The sequence below is a fragment of the Microbacterium halotolerans genome (assembly GCF_003569805.1).
Taxonomy (GTDB): domain Bacteria; phylum Actinomycetota; class Actinomycetes; order Actinomycetales; family Microbacteriaceae; genus Microbacterium; species Microbacterium halotolerans.
Map to the genome: position 1 here is coordinate 1263215 of NZ_KZ984051.1, position 22979 is coordinate 1286193.

15 protein-coding genes are annotated in these 22979 nt (G+C 67.7%); 10 read left to right on the top strand and 5 right to left on the bottom strand.

The genetic code is table 11. The features are described 5' to 3' along the window. The first annotated feature begins 44 nt into the window (after positions 1-44). The 3 genes from DZG09_RS05680 to DZG09_RS05690 all read left to right on the top strand — a co-directional run bounded on the left by DZG09_RS05680 (position 45) and on the right by DZG09_RS05690 (position 10446). Entirely contained in the window at positions 45-3800 is a 3756-nt protein-coding gene (locus tag DZG09_RS05680; protein WP_162893174.1) for a DUF5979 domain-containing protein, read from the top strand. Positions 3801-4082: 282 nt separating this feature from the next. Further along, positions 4083-7337 (top strand): DUF7927 domain-containing protein, encoded by a 3255-nt coding sequence (locus DZG09_RS05685; protein ID WP_162893175.1) that lies wholly within the window; start codon positions 4083-4085, stop codon positions 7335-7337. A 634-nt stretch (positions 7338-7971) separates the two neighbouring features. Then, entirely contained in the window at positions 7972-10446 is a 2475-nt protein-coding gene (locus tag DZG09_RS05690; protein ID WP_162893176.1) for a helix-turn-helix transcriptional regulator, read from the top strand. A 39-nt stretch (positions 10447-10485) separates the two neighbouring features. Here the strand turns inward: DZG09_RS05690 and DZG09_RS05695 are convergent, their stop codons facing one another. Further along, positions 10486-11964, bottom strand: coding sequence for an alanine/glycine:cation symporter family protein (locus DZG09_RS05695; protein WP_119696671.1), 1479 nt, complete (start codon positions 11962-11964; stop codon positions 10486-10488). A gap of 225 nt (positions 11965-12189) precedes the next feature. On the opposite strand from DZG09_RS05695, the gene mtnN reads away from it, so the two are divergent. From mtnN to DZG09_RS05710, 3 genes are all read left to right on the top strand, one after another. Beyond that, positions 12190-12888, top strand: a complete 699-nt coding sequence (mtnN, locus tag DZG09_RS05700) for a 5'-methylthioadenosine/S-adenosylhomocysteine nucleosidase (RefSeq protein WP_162893177.1) — start codon at positions 12190-12192, stop codon at positions 12886-12888. Positions 12889-12965: 77 nt separating this feature from the next. Further along, positions 12966-13853, top strand: a complete 888-nt coding sequence (truA, locus tag DZG09_RS05705; RefSeq protein WP_205529128.1) for a tRNA pseudouridine(38-40) synthase TruA — start codon at positions 12966-12968, stop codon at positions 13851-13853. 217 nt (positions 13854-14070) lie between these two features. Next, a complete protein-coding gene (locus DZG09_RS05710; RefSeq protein WP_119696673.1) occupies positions 14071-14769 on the top strand; it encodes an endonuclease/exonuclease/phosphatase family protein in 699 nt (232 codons plus the stop codon). 161 nt (positions 14770-14930) lie between these two features. On the opposite strand, the gene cysN is transcribed toward DZG09_RS05710, so the two are convergent. From cysN to DZG09_RS05725, 3 genes are read right to left on the bottom strand one after another with little or no spacing between them, the layout of a single operon-like run. Then, positions 14931-16184, bottom strand: coding sequence for a sulfate adenylyltransferase subunit CysN (cysN, locus tag DZG09_RS05715; RefSeq protein WP_119696674.1), 1254 nt, complete (start codon positions 16182-16184; stop codon positions 14931-14933). A gap of 1 nt (position 16185) precedes the next feature. Next, positions 16186-17097 (bottom strand): sulfate adenylyltransferase subunit CysD, encoded by a 912-nt coding sequence (cysD, locus tag DZG09_RS05720; protein WP_119696675.1) that lies wholly within the window; start codon positions 17095-17097, stop codon positions 16186-16188. Between the two features lie 11 nt (positions 17098-17108). Further along, complete coding sequence (locus DZG09_RS05725) at positions 17109-17882, bottom strand: 3'(2'),5'-bisphosphate nucleotidase CysQ (RefSeq protein WP_119696676.1); 774 nt, start codon at positions 17880-17882, stop codon at positions 17109-17111. A 159-nt stretch (positions 17883-18041) separates the two neighbouring features. Here DZG09_RS05725 and DZG09_RS05730 point away from each other — a divergent pair, with 159 nt between their 5' ends. Continuing rightward, entirely contained in the window at positions 18042-18965 is a 924-nt protein-coding gene (locus DZG09_RS05730) for a sulfite exporter TauE/SafE family protein (protein WP_205529072.1), read from the top strand. Between the two features lie 122 nt (positions 18966-19087). Here DZG09_RS05730 and cysC read toward each other — a convergent pair whose 3' ends face one another. Beyond that, positions 19088-20200, bottom strand: a complete 1113-nt coding sequence (gene cysC / locus DZG09_RS05735; protein WP_240423727.1) for an adenylyl-sulfate kinase — start codon at positions 20198-20200, stop codon at positions 19088-19090. 364 nt (positions 20201-20564) lie between these two features. Between cysC and rplM the strand changes: the two genes are divergently transcribed. The 3 genes from rplM to glmM are packed head-to-tail and all read left to right on the top strand — an operon-like array spanning position 20565 to position 22881. After that, positions 20565-21011, top strand: coding sequence for a 50S ribosomal protein L13 (gene rplM / locus DZG09_RS05740; protein ID WP_087054912.1), 447 nt, complete (start codon positions 20565-20567; stop codon positions 21009-21011). A gap of 21 nt (positions 21012-21032) precedes the next feature. Further along, the gene (gene rpsI, locus DZG09_RS05745; RefSeq protein ID WP_087054913.1) at positions 21033-21509 is read left to right on the top strand and encodes a 30S ribosomal protein S9; all 477 of its coding nucleotides are present in this window, start codon (positions 21033-21035) and stop codon (positions 21507-21509) included. A 16-nt stretch (positions 21510-21525) separates the two neighbouring features. Then, entirely contained in the window at positions 21526-22881 is a 1356-nt protein-coding gene (gene glmM, locus DZG09_RS05750; protein ID WP_119696677.1) for a phosphoglucosamine mutase, read from the top strand. Positions 22882-22979: the final 98 nt, after the last annotated feature.

Genomic DNA, 22979 nt, shown 5'->3' on the forward strand with positions numbered 1-22979 from the left:
CTCTGCCTATCGGGTAAGGGCACGTTTGATGGAGGGAAGAACTTATGCTGCGTAGTGAAGCGCGTCTGGCGTCACTGTCACGGAGGCTCGCCGCTGTTGCGGTGGCGATGGTGCTGATGGTGACAGGCCTGGTGGTCGCTCCGTCCGTCGCACTGGCGGCGCCGGGGGATTCAGGCGTGACGCAGTTCCGAGTCGGAGTCGACTACGACGGACAGGAAGTGCCCAATGCCTGCGACTCTGGTGACACGCCCGAGTTGAACGGTGTCGTCGCGACCAATGACTCCGTCGGCCTGACGTGGGGCGGAGGCTTCCCGGACGTCGGCGAGACGTACACCCTGTCGCAGGAGCTGCCAGAAGGCTGGTCATGGGACCCCGCGGTGATCGGTCAGACCACGAGTGACGGAGGAAACGGCCTCTACGAATCGACAGGAACTGTGAGCGAAGACGGCCGGACGCTGACCGTCGTGCTGACGCCGCTCGTCGAGGGCGCGGACATCGAGTTCAAGACGCTTCGTGCCGTGCCCAGTCCAGCCGCGGCGGACACCGCATACACGCCGAGCGTGGAAGTCGTCAGCAGCATGGGCACCGAGGCCGCTGCAGCGGATGAGATCGCAGTCTGCGCCGAGCCGGTCACCGAGCTCAGCAAGCGCCGCGTCGGCGGAGGCCCCCAGTCGGTCGAACGCGATGGAGTCGTCGGGCAGCAGCAGCAGTTCGAGCTGAGGCTCGAGGTACCGGAGGACGCGATCGGCCAGAAGGTGGGAACCACGATCGAGGCTCCGGCCACGATCGTCGACTCCTGGGACGGCCCGACGAGTTCGATCTTCCTGCCCATCACCACCGATGGAGTCCAAGCGGAGTGGGTGGCCGGAACGAACAGTGTTGTCTTCACGTTGGACGACGACGTCTCGATGGGCGAGATGAAGCGGATCCGCTACGCGGTGTGGTGGCCGGACGAAGACCTCCCGAACCCCGCAGACCCTGCGCTGCCGGTGATGAACACCGCTCATGCGGAGTGGACCACACTGCCCGTCCAGAACGATCGTCAGGTCGTCACCAATCTGAACAGTTCGGGTGAAGGCGGAGCGGGCAATATCGGCAAGCGCCTGTTCTGGGCGGCTGCGGACTCGGGTGCGGAGATTCCCAGCGATCCTCTCACGACGGGTTCTGGCTGGGGTGACGTGGCTCCGAACGCCACAGAGGTGGTTCCCAGCGGCAGCATGGTGATGGCGGTCATCAGCCACAGGGGAGACACCAGCGCGGATGGAACCCCCGTCGAGTACTCCTACCGCGACATCGCTGATACGTGGGATCTCACACAGCAGCGACTGCTCTCCGATGAGATCTGGGTCGGTACCGAAGACGGACAGGCTCTTCCCGCCGGTGACTACGACCTGGAGTTCCGGGGTGCGGGCACCTGGCATCAGACGGTCGCTGACGCTGGCGGCTATGACCAGATCGATGGCGTTCGCGCAGTCGTCACCGTCGATACGTCCGAGCAGCAGTACGTGCGGATGGCGGTGCCGTTCGACGTGATCGCCCCCAACGGCACTCGGCCGGTCGAGGACCGCGCGACGGCGACGGTCCGAACCGCCCCGGATTCGTCGGACATGACGGTGTCGAGGCCTGCGTCGTATGCGGTGGCCGAGGTGACCCCGACGATCGAGAAGACCGCATCGGCGACATCGATCACTTCGGGCAACAGCGTGGACTTCACGCTGGCGACGGATGTCGCGCCCCCCGCGGATGCCGATAGCGCACAGACAGAGGGCATCGTCATCACCGACGTGCTGCCGCTCAACGTGGACAGCTTCGAGGTGATCGATCTGGACGGGTTCTGGACGCGCGACGCCGACACCGTCGACGATGAAGGCAGGACCGTGCTGACCTTCAGGCACGACGGGGTCGTGACCGACACCGACGAGATCCCCGAGATCACCATTCGCACGATGACGAGTGTGCAGGCGCCGGAGAACGGCACGATGGAGAACATCGGCACGTTCACCGCGGGCGGTGAGACGGTGCAGGACACCGCATCGGTCGCCGTGTTCCAGTCGAATGTCATCGCGTTCACGAAGGCAGCTGACCCGTCGACGATCGAGATCGACGATGACCAGGCGAGTTGGACCACCAGCTGGTTCAACTACCAGAGCAGCTCACAGGGGCAGAGCTACGTCGTCGACGTGCTGCCCTACGTGGGCGACGGACGTGGAACGGACTTCTCCGGCGAGTTCGCGCTCGACCGACTCGAGCTCACCGCGGACGCCGCTGTGGGAGCCGTGGTGGAGTACACGACCGATGCTCCGGAGCTGGTCGCATCGACGCCGGCTGAAGACCCCGATGGCGTCATCTCATGGCAGCCGGTGACCGACCTCGCGTCACCGCCGTCCGACGCAACGGCCGTTCGCGTCGTCATCGCCGACTTCGTCTCCGGTGATGCGGGAGTGGGAAGTCTGCGGGTCGTCGGAGCCATCGACGGACAGGAAGCAGGAGACCTGTATGTGAACACGGCGTTCGGATACCTGGGAACCGCCGACCGCCCGATGGCGGAGACAGAGGACGCGATCGTCAGCGTCGTCTCGTCGCACATCGAGGGACGCGTTGTCATCGACCTCGCTCAGACGGGTGAGTATGCCGAATCGATGGACGGACTTCCGGACGTCGTCGTCGGGCTCTTCGCCGCGGACGATCCTTCTGAGCCTCTGCAGACCGAGACGGTAGGCGACGATGGTGCCTACTCGTTCGAGGTGTCGTCCGGCGACTACGTCGTCCGGCTGACCGAGGTTCCCGAGCACTACTCTCCGACGTTCAGCCCTGTCGCCGTCCCCGGCGATCGCACCAGCGATGAGATCGCCGTCGGCCTGGACGAGACGGTCGGCGAGGTGCACTTCGGGGAGTTCCTGCCGACGTCCACGGCCGGGGTCACGAAGACGTTCGACGGACCGTTCGCCGGTGACAGCGAGGAGTTCGCATCGACCTCCTTCGTCGTCTCCTACACGGCCGACGACGGCACATCCGGCGAGCTGCAGCTCTCGGCGGATGGCGACTGGTACGCGGAGCTGAACGAATCGCTTCCTGCCGGAACGACGGTGACGCTCACCGAGGCGGACGTCGACGCTCAGAACCTGCCGACGTACGTCGGCTGGGAGGGCTACTCCTGGATCTCCGGCGACGGCTACACGGTGTCGGAAGACGGCCAGACCGCGACGGTCGAGATCGTCGCGGGGACCGTTCCGAACCTGATCCTGCAGAACAGCTTCAGCGAACTGACCGGAACGTTCACCGTCACCAAGGAGGTCACCGGTGACGGCGCGGGGCAGGTGCCGGGCGACACGCCGTTCGTCGTCGAGCAGAGCCTGGACGGTGGTGAGACCTGGGAGCCCCTGGGAACGGTCACCCCTGATGAGCCGAGCGTCACACTCCCCGATGCTCTGCGGCTGGGAACCGAGGTGCTGCTGCGAGAGCAGGAGCCGCCGGCTGTTTCCGGGATCGAATGGGACGCGGCCGAGTTCTCGGGTGAGCAGGTGACGACGGCTGGCGAACAGAACACGGCAGCGATCGTGATCGCCGAGACCGGCGACACCCGAGTCGTGCTGACGAATCCAGCCGTTGAGCACTCATCCGAGCCGACGCCGACGCCGACACCGGAGCCGGACGACGAAGGCGACGGCGGAACCGGGGACGGTTCATCCGACGGGCTCGCGGTGACAGGCGGATCCGTCTCCTGGATCATCGCCGGAACAGCGGGTCTTGCGCTGGTGCTGGGTGCGCTGCTCCTGGGCCTGCGCCGCCGTCGGGCCTGACCGAGGAACCCTTCAGGGGCATGACACGCAAGGCAAGGTGTCATGCCCCTGAAGCGTGCCAGGGCCGGGGGTAAACCCGAGGGTAAGTTCAGCCGCGGCTATCGACCGACGTGACTGCGCCAGCATAGCGTCGACACCGTATAGCTCTGTGCCGCGGGGCATCTCCTGTAGCGGGTGTCGTGTGGACGCGGAGCAGAGCATTCACCGCGGGGAGGGACCGTCGATGAGTACGAAGTCAGGACGTGGGTGCGTCGCGCAGGCAGCACCGTTCAGGAGGCTGCAGTGAGCAGGCAGGACCATGGCGGTTCGACCGTCGAGAGAGTACCGCGCCGATCATCGGCGTCGTTCGTCGTTGCGGTGCTGATCACGGCGTTGGTCAGCATTGCAGGCGTGCTCGGCACCGCGCCACCGGCGTTCGCTGCGGCTGGGGACTATTCGGTGGATCTGACGGGTCCGGCTTCGGCGGATGTGGGCAGCAGCTTCACGTACACGGTGGCTCTGGAGGCAGAGGTCACGTCGGGAGACCCGGCGGAGGACGTCGTGCTGACGCTGATGCTGGACCCGCATCTCGATGTGGACGCGGTCGCCACCGGGGGCACATCGCCGGTCGAGTCGTACGAGTACGATGAGACGACGGGTGAGCTGACGGTGCTGCTGAACGATCTCACGGATGTGCATTCGTCGTTCGCGGTCTCGGTGACGCAGAAGAACATCAACGACCTGGACCCGACTTCGACCTACACCACGACCGTCACGGGAACCCAGACCCCTTCCGGCGTCGAGCCGACGGACTCGCACACGACGGATGTCACGGGAGAGGTGTCGTTCCGCACGGATAAGCGGATGAGCATTCAGCCCGGCACCGGCAACCGTGTCGTGGTGTACCGGTTCCCGATCATCGGGCACAACAGCGACACCACCGGGTACTTCTCCTCGGCGGCACAGCGGCTGGTCGATGAGCTGGCCCCCGGCGCCGAGGTGCTCGACAGCAGCGCGGGCCCTGGCGAGTGGACTTTCACGGGTGACGCTTCGACGGGCATCACGGCGACTTTCGAGAACACCGGCACCTTCCGCGTGGGGCAGCTCTCGAACGACGTCTGGCTGCGGGTGAGCTATCCCTCGGCGGCTTTCCCCGAGGGCACGCAGCCACCGCTGAACACGGTGTCTCTCTCGGTGCAGGACCAGGCGGGTGTCTGGTACGACGACATCCACCAGGCCACGGTGCAGCCACAGGAGGTGAATGACGGCGCGCCGGTGCCGATGACGGCGGTGGAGAAGGACATGCCGGGAGCCGCGACCAACGGCAGCCGGTTCGATACGACAGTGTCTGGGTACTACGCCGATGGCGGCCAGGATGTGGACGCGGAGTCGATCGTGCTGGAGGACGTCGCCTCCTACGCCGACAACGCGGCATACTTCGACGGCGCGGCTGCGCGGGAGCTGCGCTTCAACTCGAACACGATCCTGCAGGCGGCCGACTTGCCGCTCACGTTGGAGGTGCAGTTCGACGGCGGGGCATGGCAGGTCGCTGACAGCACCCGAACCACGGGGCAGGGGCAGTACCGGGTCGGCTTCGTGGCGGACGGTTCCACCAGCGGGGTCGGCGGCACGCACGCCTCCGTGAACTTCCTATCAGGGGCTGTGCTGACCGGGTGGCGGCTGACGGTGTCGCCGGATGCGGCGACGACCGTGCCCACCGGCAGCCGCGTGAACGCGACCCTTCTGGCGTATGCGAGCTACACCGGTGATCCGGGTGGATCGATCGACGTGTCCAACACCGCGACGATGACGGCTGAGGTCGAGGGCGGCCCCACTCTCAGCAGTGAGGCGGACGCGGATCTGACGATCCACGATGCCGTGGCCGTGCGCACCGTGATCGATGCACCGTCGACGCTGGTGGTGGGCGAGCCTGCTGAATACCAGGTGTGCGCGGCGAACAATGACCAGGTCAGGGACTATCAGGATGTCGTGATGAACGTCGTCCTGCCCGAGGGCATCGTCTATGACTCCGAGGTGGGCGTGTCCGTCGCGGAGGGCGGCGCGAACTCGGTTCCGCCGGTCGAGGTCGGCGACGGTCTTGCGGTGGAGCAGACGGTGATGGCCGATGGGCGACGCCTGGTGACGTTCACGTTCGATGAGGTTCCGCCGCATCAGTCGTGGCGTCAGCCGCAGCACTCGGGCACGGCCGCGTGGTGCTACACGCTGCCTGTGGACGTGTCCCTGGGGGCGTACATCGATGCGGAGAACGAGTCGATCGAAGCCGAGTCCTGGGTGCACATCGACGACCCGCAGTTCGACGGCGTGAGGTACAACGAGCCGGGCGGATCGCCGACCGTCGCGGATGACATCCACGATCTCGATGCAGGTTCGGAGCGGATCGTCTTCCACTCCGATTCCTCCACCGTGATCACGGGTGGCGGAATGTCCGTGGAGAAGACTGCCAGCCCGGACGGCGTGGGCTGGGCGACGGATCAGACTGCGGCAGAAGACGGTTCGGCGTTCTGGCGGATCCAGACGGTGAACACGCTGCCTGCGGAGGTGACGAACGTCACAGTGTTCGACCACCTGCCAGAGGCCGGTGACGCGAACGGTTCTGATCTGGGCACGGTGCTCACCGGACCGGTGCAGGGGCCCGATGGAGTGACGATCGAGTACTCGTCTGACGCGACCTCGGCCACGGACGGCACGTGGGACACAGCGTGGGAGGGGGCCACGTCATGGCGTGCGTCGGAGGACCTCGCGGCGGTCGGTGACACGAGCGAGTTCCTTGTCCCCGTCCAGCTCGATCAGGGGCTCGCGGCCGAACAGGCCGTCAACCAGGCGGTCGTGCTGTACGAATACAACAGCCAGCAGGCAGAAGCCGACACCAACGAGTCGACGTTGAGCCCGCTCCCTGTTCCTGAGATCAAAGCGGCCAAGTCGGTCGATCCGGAATCGGGATCGGCCGTGTTGGCAGGGCAGGACGTGATCTATGAGCTGACGTTCTCCAACTCGGGGAACGTCGAAGGGCCGGTCGACTACACCGATGACCTGTCCGGCGTCCTCGACGACGCCGCTCTCGTCGGTGACCCAGAGGTGCCCGATCCGGCGCTCTCGGTCGTCATCGACAGTGAGATCATCGCCGTGACCGGGTCGCTGGACGTCGAACAGGAGGTCACCGTGACGTACACGGTGACGGTGGGCGAGGACTTCGCGCGCGGCGACGACCTGCTGGAGAACTTGCTCGCGCCGACCAGCGTGGACGACCCGCAGTGCGGGGACGAGGGGGTGGAGTGCACGTCGAATCCCGTGCGGGATCAGCCGACGGAGCCGACACCCGAGGAACCCTCGGACCCGGCTCCGGAAGAGGAGCCGACACCTGAGGAGCCCTCGAACCCGGCACCGGAGGAGCCCGACAACGGCGACGAACTCGCCGTGACCGGAAGCACGATCGCCGGAACGGCTGCTGCGGCCGGCATGCTCGCACTGCTGGTCGGGGCCGGGATCACCCTCGCCGCTCGCCGGCGCACGGAGGTGCAAGAGGCCACCCGCCCCTGACTCCTCCTCGCAGAACCGCTCGGGGCCCGATCGTCGAAGGTCCCCCAGCCCTCGTGATCGGGCCCCGAGCTAAGGAAATGAACGCGACCGACAGTGGGCGCCTGCTCGATGCGAAAGCCTCATCGAGCAGGCGCCCACTGGTATCTCTTCCGAGTGCGGCACTCAGGTCATTCGGATCTACGAGCATCCTTCTCGTCCGCTGCCGCCATGAAGAACAGTCGGCGGAGAAGCCAATGAGTCGGCAGATTCACCGACCTGGCCTCGGCGACGCCGACGTTGGGCCTCTGCCCCGCTGGGCTCCCTGAGCCGTTCACGTATCTCCTCACCTTCTCACCGTGTTCTGCGACGCATCCGAATCGATGCGGTCAACGGCCGAGAAGATCCGCGACGAACACCTGAAGGCCAGTATCTCGTTGGTGCTGAGAGCGGAGAGAGTGGCGATGTGAAACTACTCCTCGGGGCGGACGAGGTGCCTGTGCGCATCTCCTTCTGACGGCAGCGACAGCATTCCGTCTTGGCGCAGGGAAACCAGATGCGGGACGTCAGAATTCCCGTATCCTTGGAGCGGGAGCCCGGACTCCCCGGGTATCTCGGCAAGACGATGTCGTCGCGCACGGGCGGGGAGGTGAAGGACATGACAGCGCAGGGCCAGCGCAGCCAACCTGTCGCGTTGTCAGGTGAGGCACGGCTCGTCGTGATCAGGGCGGAATCCGGACGAGGCAAGACGGCTCTGCTGCGTGAGTGGACGTCCACCCTCACGTCCGACGCCGTGGTGTGGCCGGTAGCCGTGCCTGCGCCTCGCACAGCGACGAGCCTCTGGATGCGCGCGATCACGCAGCTGCACGCGCAGGCGCTGATCTCAGACGAAATGCTGTTCCGAACGACGGCAGAAGCCAGCGCGTCGGCTGCGGCCGTGCGTGATGCGCTGTGCGAGGTGCTGGCATCGCTCCCGTACGATTTCGTGATCGTCATCGACGGTGTCGATACGGTCGCGACTCCCGCCGTCTACGGGCAGGTGCTTGCAGACGTCTCGCACATGCTCCGGCGCGTTCGCACGCTCCGCGTCGTCGTTGCGGAGTCGGTCCAGACGGCCATCGACGACCTTGACGCTGCGCACGTGGAGCGCGCAGACGTCGCACCCGAGGAACTCGCGACCTGGGCGGAGAGCGCAGCAATCGGGTCTGAACGAAGCCCCCCGGCTCGCAGCAGGCAGACGCAGCGCGGTGATAAGGATCTCCGCGACGTGATCACGGACCCCGCGGTGCTGGCCGACGTGTGCATGATGGCGCTGCCGCCCCATGTCGACGGGCAGCTCGCCGCGATGCTCACGGCGTCGTCGCGTGCCGCCGACCTGCTCGATCGCCTTGTCGACGCCGGCCTCGGAACATGGGTGAGTGACGCTCTTGGAAGCAGACGGTTCGAGTTCCGCGGAGGGCCGCGCGCTCAGGCACTGGACATGCTGCGCCGACGATGGCCCACAGCACGCGGCCGTGCGTGCCGCACGCTTGCGCGCTGGTATATGAGACACGGCCAGGACGAGCTGGCGCTCGAGTACGCGATCGACAGCGAGGACGTCGAGCTGATCGAACGCATCGCACTGCGCGTGTTTCCCTTTTCGGCGATGCTGGCGGAGGAGACCCTGGCCCGTGTCGCCGCGCTGGGGCCCGATCGCATTCGCGACAGCCCGTTGCTGTCCGTCTGGATGGGGACGTCCGTCGAACTGTCGCCGCGTTCGGGGCTGGACGGACGAGAGCTCTTCGCCAACGCGATCGAAGCCGCGAAGCGACCGCCTGAGGGTGCGAGCGACACCGAGCGGCTGATCGCGCTGGGGATCGAGGGCTACGCACTTCGAAGAACGGGGGACGGAGCCCGTGCGCGCGTCGCTGCGATCCGCTTCTCCGAGCAGGCCGCGGTTCTCGTGGAGTCAGGGGGCTTCGACGAAGCGCTCGACCAGGCCTTCGCGAACTTCGGATACCAGGTGGGGGTGACGCTGATCTACAGTGAGGAGTGGAGGAGAGCGAGGCAGCACCTCAACCTGATCGAGCGCTTCTGCAGCGCGCGGCGGATCGCCTACCGCCGGAACTCCGCGCTGGCCGCACTGTCGTATCTCGAGGCGTATGCGGGCGACAACCGTGAGTCGACGGCGCTGGCGCAGCGCATCCGTGACGAAGACTGGCCGCGCGTCTGGCGCGGAGGGAACATCAGAACCTACTATCTGCTCTCGCAGATCGTCCGCGAAGCCACCCGCGGACATGTTCGCGGACTGCGGCAGGCCGTCGCCGAGTTCCGGACGACGGCTCCGGTCACGGAGCACTGGGACATCTGCCTGCTCGGCGAGATCCTGCTCGACCTGGCCGAAGGAGATCCCTCCGCTGCACGCGCGCGATTCGAGTCCGTCGTGGGGGAGAGGCTGAGCGGCGACACGCACCCGGGGATCGTGAAGCGCGTCGCGCTCGTGCAGCGGATTCTCCGGCTGGCAGGCGAGCAGACCCACGCTCTGGCGGCGCCCTCGGACGAGAACCCACAGGATCCGCTGCAGCTCGCGTTGGACGCAGCACGGGACCTGGACGGACAGCGCATCGAAGAGGCCGCCGGAAAGCTGGGCCGCGCGGTCAGCCGAGCCAGGGCGCCGCTCGAACAGCACGTGGTCTTCGCCGTCCTCGCGAGGCTCGGCGTGCACCGGTCCGATGCCGAAAGCGTTCGAGACGCAGCGAGCCGACTCCAGCTGCTGCAGCGTTCCCACCAACTGAGGATCGCCTTTGCGCTCATCTCGGAAGACGAACGCGAGCGGATCCTGGCCGTCGCTGACAATCCATCATCGCTGCGGTCGGGATTCGCGTTGTCTCCGCCCTTGCCGGCACAGTGGCGGCCTCGTGCACCGACTGCCCTCACTCCCATGCAGCTGACGGTGCTGAGGACGCTTGCGGAGCTGGGTGACCGCCGTGAGGTGGCGCGCTCGCTGTATCTGTCACCCGGCACCGTGAAGGCGCATCTGCGTGCGATCTACCGGAAGCTCGATGCTCACAGTCAGGACGATGCGATTCTCAAGGCCTCGGCTCGGGGCCTTCTGCTCGTCGGTGACACGACGGGACGGAACCCGAGAGTCTGAAGCGTCTGGGACGTGCGCCTGCGCGCGGCTCGGCGGACGCTACGGGAGCTTCGCATCCCTGCCGGCCTTCTCCGTCCGGCGCCACTCCTGCCATCCGGGGTCATCCGCCATGAACGTCTCGATCTCAGCCTGCGTGGCGGTGAGCTTCGGGTCATGACGCAGGTAGGCCCGGGTCTCCCTGGCGACCAACCCGGAGAGCACCAGCAGCCCGATCAGGTTCGGCAGCGCCATCAGGCCGTTCATCACGTCGGAGAACGCCCACACGACGCCGAGCTCGGTGGTGCAGCCCACGAACACGACGAGCGCGAACAGTACGCGGAACGGCATCACAGAGCGGCGGCCGAGCAGTTTCTCCACCGCGCGCTCGCCGTAGTACGACCAGCCCAGGATCGTGGAGAACGCGAACAGTACGAGGCCGATCGTGACGATCCAGTGGCCCCATTCGCCCGGCAGGCCCTGGGTGAACGCCTCGCCGGTCATCAGCGAGGCGTCGAGCTGCTCGCCGTCGGAGCCGGTGAAGGAGTACGCGCCGGTCGTGACGATCACCAGGCCCGTCATCGTCACGACGATGATCGTGTCGATGAAGGTCTGCGTCATCGACACGAGACCCTGCCGGACGGGGTGGCTGGTGCGGGCGGCGGCGGCCGCGATGGCCGCGGACCCCATGCCCGACTCGTTCGAGAAGATCCCGCGCGCGACGCCGAACTGGATCGCGATGATGATGACCGATCCCGCGAAGCCGCCGGCTGCGGCGCTGCCGGTGAACGCGTCGTGGAAGATCATGCCGAGCGCCGCGGGGATGTCGCCGACGTTGACGAGCAGGATGTAGAGGGCGGCGACGACGTAGAGCACGATCATGATCGGGACGAGACCGGCTGTGACCCGGCCGATCGACTTGATCCCGCCGACGAGCACGATCAGCGCGACCACCGTCAGCACGATTCCGGTCACCCAGGTGGGAACCGAGAAGCTGCGCTCGAGGTTGGCCGACACCGAGTTGCCCTGAGTGAGGTTTCCGATGCCGAAGCAGGCGAAGATCGTGAACAGCGTGAAGGCGACGGCCAGGGTCTTTCCGAACCAGTTCCGGATGCCGCGCTCGAGGTACTGCTGCGGACCGCCGTTGCGCTCACCGGCGGAATCGGTGGTGCGGAAGCGTACGCCGAGGAACGCTTCGGAGTACTTCGACGCCATGCCGAGCAGCCCGGTGATCCACATCCAGAACAGTGCGCCCGGCCCGCCGATGGCGAGTGCTGTGGCGACGCCGACGACGTTGCCGGTGCCGACCGTCGCCGCCAGCGCCGTGGTGAGGGCCTGGAACTGCGAGATGTCGCCCTCTGCGTCAGGGTCCTTCCTGCGGAAGATGCCGAGTCGCAGAGCCGCGCCGAGGCGGACGAACTGCAGCCCGCCGAGCCGGATGGTCAGATACAGACCGGTTCCGAGGAGCAGGGGGATGAGCAGCCACGGCCCCCAGATGACTCCGCTGACGGCTTCGAGTGCGGCTTGGATGGTATCGATCATCGTGCGATTCCCCGTCCTGTCGTGCGCACGGTCGCCCCACCTCCACCGGCCGCGCTCGATCGGTTTGGGGGAGAGTGTAGCGCCAAGCCACCGAGCGGTGTCGATATCGCCGAGACGCGCCGAAACGGACCTGATCCCATCGAGGACGTGTGCCTCTCGCGACCATTCCGGAACCGCGCCGCACATCCGGATGGTCGCTTCATCCGGATGACTTAGCCTCGTATGGTGACGGCGAACCGCGTATACGTGATCCAGGTGGCGATGGACGAGGAGGCGCAGCCCTTCCTCGAAGCCGCGAGCGAGGCGAGCGAACCTGTGAGGATCGGCGGGGCCGTGCACCGCGGGCTCGAACTGGGTGGGCGCACGGTCGTGCTCGTCACGAGCGGCATCGGCATGATCAACGCCGCCGGCGCGACCGTCGGGGCGATCCACCGCTACGGCGACGACGTCGCGGTCATCGTCTCAGGAAGCTGCGGTGGGCTCGCCGCGGGGGTCTCGGTCGGCGACGTCGTGGTCGGCACCGACACGATCAACGTCGAGGCGGATGCCACGGCTTTCGGCTACGTACCTGGCCAGACGCCCGGTATGCCCGCTTCCTATTCTGCTGACGCTGAGATCCGCGCTGCGCTCGCCGCAGCGACGCTCGACGGCGCCGGCGTGCGCGAAGGTGTGATGGGGGCAGGAGACAAGTTCGCGACCGTCGACATCGCGCGCGAGCTGCGCGAGTCCTTCCCCGGGCTGCTCACGATCGATATGGAGACGGTCGCCGTCGCGCAGACCGCCCACAACCACGGTGCGGCATTCGCCGTCGCCCGCGCTGTCAGCGACCTGTGCGCACCGGACGGCACCGAGTTCGAGACCCACATCGACGATGCCGCCGAGCGCTCCGCGCGGGTCGTGATCTCCGCGCTGGGAGCGCTGTGAGTGCGGCGATCGTGAAGGGGAGCGCACCGGATGATGCAGGCGCCGCACCGGACACGGATGCGGCTCGGCCCAGCGCCGTGGATGAGGGGATCCGGCGCATCCGGTTCGACATCGGCTACGACGGCACCGAGTTCAAGGGGTGGGCGCGGCAGCCGGGGATGCGCACGGTGCAGGGCGTCCTCGAGGACGCCCTCGCACGGGTGGCCGGCTCGACGGTGCGGCTCACCGTCGCGGGGCGCACCGATTCGGGCGTGCACGCGACGGGGCAGGTCGCTCACGCCGACCTGACGCCGGATCAGTGGGAGCGCGTCACGCGCCGGCGCCGCATCGACAAGGCCCGCGAGCACGCCGGCGCAGAGGCGGACCGCGACCCCGCGTCCCTGCTGGCGCACAGGACGATGGGCGTGCTCGGACAGTACTCCGACGTCGCTGTGACGCGAACGTCGACCGCGCCCGACGGCTTCGACGCGCGCTTCTCCGCGGCGTGGCGGCGCTACGAGTACCGCATCGCCGACCGGACAGCGGGCTACGACCCTCTTCAGCGGGTGCGCACGACGCGCGTCAGGAGCAGGCTCGACGCCGACGCGATGGACCAGGCGGCCCGCGGGCTCATCGGCCTGCACGATTTCGCCGCGTACTGCAAGCCGCGTCCCGGCGCCACGACCATCCGGACCCTGCTCGAGTTCGAATGGCGGCGCGATGAGCAGGGCATTCTCATCGCGAACGTCAGAGCCGACGCGTTCTGTCACTCGATGGTGCGGGCGCTGGTCGGCGCGTGCGTCGCCGTGGGGGAGGGGCGTCTCGCACCCGGCGATCTCGAGGTGCTGCGCGACGAGCTCGTGCGCACGAGTGCGTTCATGGTGCAGGAGGCGCGAGGCCTTACGCTGACCGATGTCGGCTACCCGGCCGACGAGCTGCTGGCCCTGCGAGCCGAGCAGACCCGCAACCGTCGCGACCGCGACTGACCGTGAGGTGCGCCCAGGGCGGTCCCGGTGCTGAGCGCAACGCAGTCGAACCGACGTCGTGTTCGTCGCCGGGCCCGACGTGCCTGGGCCGCTACGGGCCGCACTCCTCGCATCGACTGCGTCGTGCCGGCCGGCAGCCGGCCGATCGCGGCGTGCGTCGACGACATGTGCGCAGTTCGGCGTCCGGAGGTGCGGTCCGAGGCGTAGCGTTGCGAGCATGAAGGTGCTCTCGTACAACCTCCGCAAGCATGCAGCCGCCGGAGAGCTCGGGCGGCTGGTCGAAGGCTACGAGCCCGACGTGCTCTGCCTGCAGGAGGCCGACGTGTCGGATCTGCCTGACCGCGTGCAGGGACTTCGACAGGCGGCCGCGACGGACAACAACCGGCTCGGCCTCGCCGTCTACTACCGCGAGAACACGTACCGGCTCGTCGACAGCGTCTCGCTGGGGCTGAAGAAGTCGCTGCACGACATCGTGCTGCGCCCCGCGCACGAGCGGCTGCTGGGCGTGCAGCTGCACGACATCGACGCCGGCCGGGAGGTGACCATGGCGTCGTTCCACGCCGCACCGCTGACCGCGCTGAACTCGCTGCGCCGCTCGCAGATCACCTCGGCGCTGCAGGCGCTCGAGCAGCTCGGGCCTGGCACGCCGACGCTGATGGTCGGCGACTACAACTATCCGATCTTCAAGGAACGCCTCGGCGATCGCGTGCGCGAGCACGGCTACGACCTCACGCTCAGCGATTCGCGCACCTATACGCGCTACCGCTACTTCCGCGGGCACTACGACTTCGTCACCTCGCGACTGCTCTCGATCGGCGACGTGCAGACTCTGCCGAAGGGAACGAGCGACCATCTGCCGATTCTCGTCGAGGCCGACTACCGGATGGGCATGACGGGCAGAATCCAGCTCGTGTGACCCCGGATGGCCGGATGCCGTTGGCCGCGAGCCATCAGGCGACGCGCGTTCGGCAACAGAATGCGCGCAGCTCAACAGACTCTGCGCTGGACCATGTTCGGGAACGCGCGTTCTGTTGCGCAGTGTGCGCGGGCATCGGATGCCCGGCCTCGGCCGGTGCCCTACTCCGCTGAGGTGATCGTTCCCGCCGCGACGGTCGAGTTGGTCGACTCGTCGATCAGGATGAACGACCCGGTCTCGCGGTTCGACGCGTAGGGATCCGCCACCAGGGGCGTCGTGACCCTCAGAGCGACGCGGCCGATGCCGTTCAGGCGCAGCTGGTCGGCCGCCTGATTGCGGTGCAGCGTGTTCACGTCGAGCTCGTAGTGGAGCTCCTTGACCACGCAGCGCGCCTCGCGGGTGCCGTGCAGCACCGTGTACTTCCTTCCCGGGACGAGGGGCAGCGCCTCGTCCATCCAGCACACCATGGCATCGATGTTCTGCGACACGTGCGGCTGGTTGTGCGGTCGGGCGACCACGTCTCCGCGGGAGATGTCGATCTCGTCCTCGAGGCGGATCGTGACGCTCATCGGCGGGAACGCCTGCTCGATCTCGCCGTCGGCCGTGTCGATGGCCTTCACACGTGAGGTGAGGCCGCTCGGCAGCACGATGACCTCGTCGCCCTTCCGGATGAGTCCGCTCGCCACCCGGCCGGCGTAGCCGCGGTAGTCGAGCACGTCGGACTGCTGAGGTCGGATGACGTACTGCACGGGGAAGCGCACGTCCTGCAGATTGCGATCGGCTCCGATGTACACGTTCTCGAGGTGGTGCAGCAGTGAGGTGCCCTCGTACCACGGCATGTTCTCGCTGCGTGTGACGACGTTGTCGCCGTTGAGCGCCGAGAGCGGAATCGCCGTGATGTCGGTGATGTTCAGCTTCGCGCTGAAGTCGAGGAAGTCCTGGCGGATCTCGTCGAACACCCGCTCGTCGTAGTCGACGAGGTCCATCTTGTTCACCGCGAGCACGACGTGCGGTACGCGCAGCAGCGACGCGATCGTCGCGTGGCGGCGGGACTGCTCGAGCACGCCCTTGCGCGCGTCGACGAGCACGACCGCGAGGTCGGCGGTCGATGCGCCTGTGACCATGTTGCGCGTGTACTGCTGGTGGCCCGGAGTGTCGGCGATGATGAACTTGCGCTTGGGAGTCGCGAAGTAGCGGTAGGCGACGTCGATCGTGATGCCCTGCTCGCGCTCGGCGCGGAGGCCATCGGTGAGCAGCGACAGGTCGACGTACTCGTTTCCGCGGCTCCTGCTCGTCTCCTCGACGCTGAGCAGCTGGTCCTCGAAGATCGACTTCGAGTCGTACAGCAGTCGGCCGATCAGCGTGCTCTTGCCGTCGTCGACGGAGCCGGCCGTGGCGAATCGCAGCATGTCCATCTCAGAAATACCCCTGCTTCTTCCGGTCCTCCATCGCGGCCTCGCTCACGCGGTCGTCGCCGCGCGTCGCGCCGCGCTCGGTGATGCGCGTCGCCGCAACCTCGTCGATGATCTTGTCGACCGTGTCGGCGTCGCTCTCGACGGCTGCAGTGAGGGTCGCGTCCCCCACGGTGCGGTAGCGCACCGTCCGCTTCGAGACCTCCTCGCCCTCTCGGGGCAGGCAGAAATCGTTGGCCTCGAACACCATGCCGTCGCGCACGAAGGTGTCGCGCTCGCGCGCGAAGTAGATCGGCGGAATCGCGACCTCGTCCTCCTTGATGTACTGCCAGATGTCGAGCTCGGTCCAGTTCGAGATCGGGAACACCCTGATGGACTCACCGGGGTGCACGCGCCCGTTGTACAGATCCCAGATCTCGGGGCGCTGGTTCTTCGGGTCCCACTGGCCGAACTCGTCGCGGAAGCTGAACACACGCTCCTTGGCCCGGGCCCGCTCCTCGTCGCGGCGGGCGCCGCCGAGCATGGCGTCGAAGCCGTTCTTCTCGACCGTGTCGAGCAGCACCGGCGTCTGGATGCGGTTGCGCGACCCGTTCGGCTCTTCCCGGACCAGGCCGCGCTCGATCGCCTCAGGCACAGAGCCGACGATCAGGCGGAGGCCGTTGCGGGCCACGTGCTCGTCGCGGAAGTCGAGCACTTCGGGGAAGTTGTGACCGGTGTCGATGTGCACGACGGGGAACGGCAGCCGCGCCGGGGCGAACGCCTTCAACGCGAGGTGCAGCATCACGAGGGAGTCTTTGCCGCCGGAGAACAGCAGCGCCGGCTTCTCGAGCTGCGCGGCCACTTCCCGGATGATGTGGATCGATTCGGCCTCGAGCTGCCTCAGCTGTGAGATCGAGTAGTTCGTTTCGGTGGGCACGAGGGCTCCTTTCACTCCGGTTGCGCGGCGAGCGCGTCGTCGATCGCACCCAGCACGCGATCCCGGATGTCGGGGCGGCAGACCACGAGATCCGGAAGGTAGGGGTCAGGCCGGTTGTAGACGAGGTCGCTCCCGTCGAGGCGCGAGGTGTGCAGGCCGGCGGCACGCGCGATGGCGACGGGCGCCGCGCTGTCCCACTCGTACTGACCGCCGGCGTGCAGGTACGCGTCGGTCGCGCCGTTCACGACGGAGCAGATCTTCACGCCGGCCGATCCCATCGGGATGAGCTCGGCGCCGAGAGAGGCCGCCACGCGGCGGACGATCCCGGATGCGCGGCTCCTGCTGACGGCGATCCGGATCGGGGCTTCCCCGGCATCTGTGCTGCCGGCGAGGTCGGTCGACACGATCACCTCATCCGGGCCGCCGAGCGCGACCGCCCCGAGGGAGAGCGCACCATCGACGACGAGCGCGACGTGCACGGCCCAGTCGTCGCGCCCCTCGCTGTATTCGCGGGTGCCGTCGAGGGGGTCGATGATCCACACGCGCGATGCGGAGAGCCGGGCGGCGCTGTCCGCCGCCTCCTCGCTCAGCACGGCGTCTGCCGGAGCGAGTTCGGCCAGGCGCGCGGCGAGAACGGCCTGCGCACCCTGGTCGCCCAGATCCTTCAGCGACAGCCGGTCGGCGTCCGGGTTCTCGAGCCGGATGCCGACGAGCCGGGCCGCTGCCTCGGTCGCGAGGGTGCGTGCGATGGCTGCGTCGCTGCTCCCTGCGTATTCGGTGACCACGGTCCTGTGCCTCGCGAACGGTTCGAATTGGGCTGCCGGCGGGGAACGCCCCTCGGCAAGTCGACCTTAACCCGGGAGCAAGCCGACCCCGGTGTCGCATGACGCCCGGTTACTCCTGGCCTCGGGAACTCTGACGGGTTTGGGATACCGTCGCGAGCTATGGACTGGGCGATGTCGTTCGCGGCCCTCGGAGTGGGCGTCGTGGTGGGGCTGACCGGCATGGGCGGCGGCGCGCTGATGACGCCCGTGCTGGTGCTGGGCTTCGGGGTGAACCCGTTCACAGCGGTCTCGAGCGATCTGATCACGGCGGCCGTGATGAAGCCGGCGGGATCCATCGTGCATGCGCGCAGGGGCACCGTGAACTGGGGGCTCGTGCTGTGGCTGATGATCGGCTCCGTGCCCGCCGCCTTCTGCGGGGCGCTGATCATCTCGATCCACGGTGAGGCGGCCGATGCCTCGGCATTCGTCAAGACCGCGCTCGGTGCCGTTCTGGTCCTCGCCGCCGCCCTGATCGGTCTGCGCGCCTTCATCGGAATGCGCAATCGTGCGCGCGAGCGTCGTGACGGCACGCACACGCGTCGCGAGGACGGTGCGCCACTGCGGGTGCGCAGGATCCCGACGCTGATCGTCGGCATCGTCGGCGGCCTGATGGTCGGGCTGACCTCCGTCGGGTCGGGCTCGCTCATCATCATCGCCCTGATGCTGCTGTACCCCCTGCTCCCGATGGGGCGGCTCGTCGGCACCGATCTCGTGCAGGCCGTTCCGCTCGTGGTCGCGGCGGCCATCGGGCATCTGCTGTTCGGCGAGGTCGACTGGTCGATCGTGCTGCCGCTGATCATCGGCAGCGTACCCGGCACGATCATCGGCGCGCGCCTGTCGTCGACGCTGCCCAGCGGCATCGTGCGCCGTGCCCTCGCGCTGGTGCTGCTGGCCTCGGGGCTGCGCATGCTCGACGTGGACATCCCGTGGACGATCGCCGCGGTCTCGCTCGCCTTCGTCGCCGCAACCCTCGGCTGGATGGGGCTGCGGTCCGTGTACGGAATCCCGCCCGCCGCGCGTCGCGAGCGAAAGGCATCGGAGTGAGAACGCCCCGCTGCCGGACTGATCTGCGCACCCGCCGCCGAGATGCGCACTTCTGCGACATCCGGGCGTAAAAGCCGGCGCATCTCGACGAAAGGTGCGCATCTCGGCAGCCAGGCGTGGGGTCAGGGGCGCATGGCTTCCAGGATCTGCGTGACCGCGTCACCGGGTGCGACGACGGAAGCATCGATGGTGAGATCCGCGTCCGAGGGGATCTGGTACGGGTCGCTGATACCGGTGAACTCGGCGATCTCACCGGCGGCGGCCTTGGCGTACAGCCCCTTGCGGTCGCGCTCGGCGCAGACGGACAGCGGGGTGGATACGTGCACGAGCAGGAGACGACCGTGCTGCTCGACGCGCTCGCGCATCTCGCGCCGCATCGCCTCGTACGGCGCGATCGGCGCGCAGACGGCGATGCCGCCGTGCCGCGCGATCAGGGACGCGACCCAGCCGATCCGCTGCACGTTGAGCATCCGGTCCTCGCGTGAGAAGCCGAGGCCCTTCGACAGGATGAGTCTGACCTCGTCGCCGTCGAGCAGTGTGGTCGTGCGCTCATCGGTCTCGGCGAGGCGTTCGACGAGCAGCTTCGAGATGGTGGACTTGCCGGAGCCGGAGAGCCCCGTCAGCAGGATCGCACAGCCGGGGGAGGCGGGGATCGCGGTCTCCCAGACATCGACGCGGTCGGCGACGAGCTGCTCGGCGATGTCGCGCGCGGACGCCGGATCGCTCGGCGATGGCATCACCACGACGCGGCGCCCCGCTGCCTCGACCCGGGCGATGGCTGAGGCCAGGGCGGAGGTGTCGTCGCGGTCCAGCACGATCACGGGGTCGGCGTCATCCCATCCGGCGTCCTCCGGCTCCGGCACGGTCCCGGTGATCAGCATGGCCAGGGGAACGCGGGCGAAACCGGCGGTCACACGCAGGTCCGTGCGGTCGCGGTGCCCGAGCGACCTGCGCGCCGACACCGCGCCGGACACCAGCGTCTCGCCAGGCAGATCCGGCGCCGTTCCCGCGCCGATCTGTGCGACCTCGGCCGGGTGCGGCGCAACGACGGCGACGTCATCGGCGCGGAGCTGCGCGACATCCGTGCCCTCGGCATCGTGCAGCACGATCGTCTCGCCCTGCACCATCTCGACATCGCGAAGGCGCAGCCGAGCGCAGCCACCGTTCGCGCCGGCCAGGGCGAGCTCCACGTCGCGCAGCTGCGCGGACGACAGGGTTGCATGCACATCAGTCACCCGCCCATCCTGCCCTCTCACGCTCCCCGCACAACCTTCGTTCTCGTTCCGCGCGGAATCCAGGAGAATCCGCGTCGCCTCGGATGATTCCTGGGCAGGGAGCTTGGAGTCCGCGCATTCTCCTGGTTTCTGCGGGGTCTGCAGGCGGCGCCGGATGAGCGGTGCGGTCGATCCTGCGCTGAGCAGGCGGCATGAACGCGGTGATGTGTCGGCCCGGGAGTCGTGCTAAGCTATCTCGTTGGTGCGCGACTGCGCGCACTGCGAACGTGAGCCCTCCAACGTCTGCATTCCGGATCTTCGACCCGGAATCGGCACCGGAGCGGGATTCACGAACGTCTCCGTTCGAATAGAAAGCAGCACAACTGTGACTCGCACTTATTCCCCGAAGGCTGGCGACGCCCAGCGCGAGTGGCTCGTCATCGACGCCACCGACGTCGTTCTCGGCCGCCTCGCCTCGCACGCGGCCGCGCTTCTGCGCGGCAAGCACAAGGTGACCTTCGCTCCGCACATGGACATGGGCGACTTCGTCGTCGTCGTGAACGCCGACAAGGTGGCGCTCACGGGCAACAAGCTCCAGAACAAGCGTGCATACCGCCACTCGGGCTACCCCGGCGGCCTGAGCTCGGTCTCCTACGAGGAGCTCCTCGACAAGAACCCCGTGCGCGCCGTCGAGAAGGCGATCCGCGGCATGCTCCCCAAGAACAGCCTTGGCCGTCAGCAGCTCTCGAAGCTGAAGGTGTACACGGGTGCCGAGCACCCCCACGCCGCGCAGCAGCCCAAGACGTACACCCTCGACCAGGTCGCGCAGTAAGCGCGAAGCTAAGGATTCATCGTGGCGAACGACACTACCGACTTCCCGCAGAACTACAGCACCGAGTCCGAGGCCGCTGAGACCGTCGAGGCCGCCCGCCCCGTCGTCAGCGTTCCCGGCGCCGCTGTTGGCCGCCGTAAGCAGGCCATCGCACGCGTGCGTCTGGTGCCGGGCAACGGCACCATCACGGTCAACGGGCGCACGCTCGAGGACTACTTCCCGAACAAGCTGCACCAGCAGCTGATCAACGATCCGTTCACGCTCCTCTCGCTGAACGGCGCGTACGACGTGATCGCCCGCATCACCGGCGGCGGCCCGTCCGGTCAGGCCGGCGCGCTTCGCCTCGGCATCGCGCGTTCGCTCAACGGCATCGACGTCGAGAACAACCGACCGACCCTCAAGAAGGCCGGGTTCCTCTCGCGCGACGCTCGCGTCAAGGAGCGCAAGAAGGCTGGTCTCAAGAAGGCCCGCAAGGCCCCGCAGTACTCGAAGCGCTAAAGCGAGCGCTCTTCCGATGCCGCTGTTTGGCACGGACGGCGTGAGGGGGCTGGCCAACGGCTCCCTCACCGCCGACCTCGCTCTGTCCCTGGCCCAGGCGACTGCCGTCGTCCTGGGCCAGGGCCGTTCCGCCGAGGCGCGTCGTGCGGAAGGTCGCCGCGCCTCCGCGGTGATCGCGCACGACCCGCGCATCTCCGGCGAGTTCCTCTCCGCCGCTGTCGCTGCCGGGCTCGCCTCCTCCGGCGTCGACGTCTACGACGCAGGTGTGATCCCGACGCCGGCGCTCGCCTACCTGATCGCCGACTTCGATGCCGACTTCGGCATCATGATCTCCGCATCGCACAACCCCGCTCCCGACAACGGGATCAAGGTGTTCGCGCGCGGAGGCGTGAAGCTTCCCGACGTCGTCGAACGGCGCATCGAGGAGCACATGCACGGGGAGAGGTGGCTCCCGACCGGATCGCAGGTCGGCCGCATCCGGCGCTTCTCCGACGCCGAGGACCGCTACCTCGTGCACCTGCTGTCGACGATGCCGCACCGGCTCGACGGGCTGCACGTCGTGCTCGACTGCGCGCACGGTGCCGCGGCCGGGGTGTCTCCCGATGCCTTCCGCGACGCTGGAGCGGAACTCACCGTCATCGGCGCGGAACCGGATGGCCTCAACATCAACGACGGCGTGGGCTCCACCCACCTCGATCATCTCGCCGAAGCCGTCGTGCGTCTCGGCGCAGACATGGGCATCGCCCACGACGGCGATGCCGACCGCTGCCTGGCGATCGATGCGCAGGGCAACCAGATCGACGGCGACCGGATCATGGCGATCCTCGCGGCCTCCATGCATGAGCGCGGCGTGCTGGCGAACAACACCCTGGTCGCCACGGTGATGAGCAATCTCGGTCTGCACCGCGCCATGGGGGAACGCGGCATCGAGGTGCTGCAGACCGCCGTGGGCGACCGCTATGTGCTCGAGGGCATGAACGCCGGCGGACACTCGCTGGGTGGTGAGCAGTCCGGTCACGTCATCATGAGCGAGCACGCGACCACCGGTGACGGCGTGCTCACCGGCCTGCACCTCGCCGCCGAGGTGGCGCGCACGGGCAAGCCGCTCGCCGAGCTGGCTGCGATCATGACCGTGTACCCGCAGGTGCTGATCAACGTGACCGGCGTCGACAAGGACCGCACCGATGACGAGCCGCTCGTCGCCGCTGTGAATGCCGTGGCGGCCGAGCTGGGGGAGACCGGCCGTGTGCTGCTGCGTCCGTCCGGCACGGAACAGCTCGTGCGCGTCATGGTCGAAGCCGCCGACAGCGAGACCGCGCGGCGCCATGCCGATCACCTCGCGAAGGTCGTCCAGGAGCGACTCGGGCGCTGACAGCGATTCGACTATCCGTTTCTTCGGCACGCCTCCGCTCGGAATGCCGACGGAGGCGTGCCAGTGGGGCGTGCATATGTGAACAAGAAGAAGTGTAC